Here is a 2,564-nt window from a genome sequence, read left to right as displayed (position 1 = left end):
GGCGCGAAGGCGTCGAGTTCGCGTCTGGGGATGCGGGGCATGTCGCCGGGCTGGGTGTGTTTGAGGACGGTGTAGGCAAGGCCGGCCTTGGCCATCTGCGCGCGGTCGGCCCCTTCCAGCCAGCCGTGGAGGACCCCGGAGGCGAGCGCGTCGCCGGTGCCGATGCGATCGACGATGCCGGTCACGTCGAGCGCGTCGGTCTGGTGCGCGCCCTGGCGCGTGTCGACCCGCGCGGCGATGCGGTGGTGCTGCGCGCTCACCACCTCGCGCGCGCTCGAGGCGATCAGTTGCAGCCGGGGATAGGCCGCGAACATCGCCTCGGCCGCCTCGCGCCGCCGCTCGGGGCCTTCGCCCGAGAAGGGCTGGCCGAGCAGCAGCGCGATGTCGCGGTGGTTGCCGATCATGATCGTCGCCGCCTGCATCAGTTCGGTGAGGATCGCGCGCGGGTCGCTGTCCCAGGCCTGCCACAATTGCGCGCGGTAGTTGCCGTCAAAACAGATCGGAACGCTGGCCTTGTCGGCGGCGGCCACCGCCGCGCGGGCCAGCGCCACGCCGCCCGGACCCAGCGCGGGCGTGATCCCCGAAAGGTGCAGCAGCCGCGCGCCTTCGAGCGCCGCGTCGAACGCGAAGTCGGCCGGTGCGCTCTGGCTGAACAGGCTACCCGCGCGGTCATAGGTGATCGCCGAAGGCCGCAGCCCCGCCCCGCTTTCGAGGAAGTAGAGCCCCATGCGCCCCGCCCCGCGCGCAACCTGCGTGGTCACCACGCCCGCTGCGCCCAGCGCCGAGAGCGCAGTGTCGCCCAGCGGCCCGTCGGGCAGCCGCGTCACCATCCGCGCTTCGTGGCCGAGCGCGGCGAGCCCCGCCGCGACATTGGCCTCGGCCCCGCCCACGACGAGATCGAGCGCGTCGCACTGGACCATCAGCCGGTGGCCGGGGGTGGCGAGACGCAGCAGCATCTCGCCAAAACACACCACGTGTCCGCTCATGCGGCGTTCCCTTCGAAAACCGCTCTAGCGGGCGAGCCAGCCGCCATCGACCGCCAGCACATGCCCGGTAACGTAGTTCGCGGCCGGTGAGGCAAGGAACACCGCGGCGCCCGCGATGTCCGCCGGATCGCCCCAGCGGCCCGCCGGAATGCGCTCGAGGATCTGGCGCGAACGCGCCGGGTCGGCCTGGAGCGCGGCGGTGTTGTTGGTGGCGATGTAGCCGGGCGCGATGGCGTTGACCTGCACGCCCAGCGGCGCCAGTTCGTTGGCCATGGCCTTGGTCACCCCGCCCACGCCGGACTTCGCCGCGGCGTAGCTGGGCACGCGGATGCCGCCCTGGAAGGTGAGCAGCGAGGCGATGTTGACGATCTTGCCGCTCCCGCGCGCCGCCATCCCGCGCGCGGCGGCCTGGCTCAGGAAAAACAGCGTCTTGAGGTTGGTGTCGAGCACCGCGTCCCAGTCCTCCTCGGAGAACGCGAGCAGGTCCTCGCGCCGGATGATCCCGGCGTTGTTGACGAGGATGTCGACCTGGCCCAGCCCCGCCTCGGCCTCGGCGACGACGCGCTTCACCGGTTCGATCGAGGCGAAGTCGGCGCGGATGTCGATCGCGCGGCGCCCCGTTGCCGCGATGCGTTCGAGCGTCTCGGCCGGTTCGCTGCGCCCGGCGAGCGCGACCTGCGCGCCCGCTTCGGCCAGCGCCACCGCAATCGCCTGCCCGATCCCCGTGTTGGCGCCCGTGACGAGCGCGCCCTTGCCTTCAAGGCTGAAGGAAATTGCCATGATGACAGTCCCTTACTGGAGCTGGCAGATGTCGAGCACATTCATGTCGGTATAGTCGAGGTTCTCCCCCCCCATGGCCCAGATGAACGCGTACTTCTTGGTGCCCGAACCCATGTGGATCGACCAGGGCGGGCTGATCACCGCTTCCTCGTTGGCGATGACGATGTGGCGCATCGCGTCGGGCTCGCCCATGTAGTGGAAGATGCGGTCGTTCTCCTCGGGCAGGTCGAAGTAGAGGTAGATCTCGCTGCGCCGGTCGTGGAGGTGCGGGGGCATGGTGTTCCACACCGAGCCTTCCTCGAGCACGGTGAGGCCGAGCAGCAGCTGCGCGCTCTCGCACACCCCCGGAATGACCAGCTGGTAGATCGTGCGCTGGTTCGAATTGGCCAGGTCCCCGCGTTCGAGCGGGTTGGCCTCGGCCAGCGTGATGTGCTTGATCGGGCAGGCTTTGTGCGCGGGAACCGAGGCGATGTAGAAGCGCGCGCCCGCGCCTTCGAAGGTGACCTCCACGCTGCCCATCGGGACGTAGAGGCATTCCTTGTTCTGCATCGCAAAGCGCTGCCCGTCGACCGTCACCGCGCCCGGCCCGCCGATGTTGACCACCGCCATCTCGCGGCGCTCGAGGAAGGGATGGCCCGCCGCGCTCGCCGGCGCGCTCTGCACCGGCAGCGCCAGCGGCTCATCCCCCGGAACCGCCCCGCCGATCACGAAGCGTTCGTTGTGCGTGTAGTTCAGGCACACCTGACCCGCCTCGAACATCCCCGTCACCAGATACCGATCGCGCAGCGCCTCGTTCGA

The 2,564-nt window shown here is 70.1% G+C and carries 3 protein-coding genes; all 3 read right to left on the bottom strand.

Annotation, left to right across the window (positions count from 1 at the left end; translation table 11 throughout):
• A partial coding sequence (locus tag MTR62_RS20720) for a sugar kinase (protein ID WP_244024518.1) occupies window positions 1–986 on the bottom strand: 986 nt, incomplete at its 3' end.
• Window positions 987–1,010: 24 nt separating this feature from the next.
• Entirely contained in the window at window positions 1,011–1,766 is a 756-nt protein-coding gene (gene kduD / locus MTR62_RS20715; protein WP_244024516.1) for a 2-dehydro-3-deoxy-D-gluconate 5-dehydrogenase KduD, read from the bottom strand.
• Between the two features lie 12 nt (window positions 1,767–1,778).
• Window positions 1,779–2,564: 5-dehydro-4-deoxy-D-glucuronate isomerase (kduI, locus tag MTR62_RS20710; protein WP_244024514.1), on the bottom strand; the 786-nt coding region annotated here is incomplete at its 5' end.

The organism is Novosphingobium organovorum, from assembly GCF_022832435.1.
Taxonomy (GTDB): Bacteria; Pseudomonadota; Alphaproteobacteria; order Sphingomonadales; family Sphingomonadaceae; genus Novosphingobium; species Novosphingobium organovorum.
Note: the sequence above shows the minus strand (reverse complement) of the source record. Positions and strands in the feature narration are given on the sequence as shown.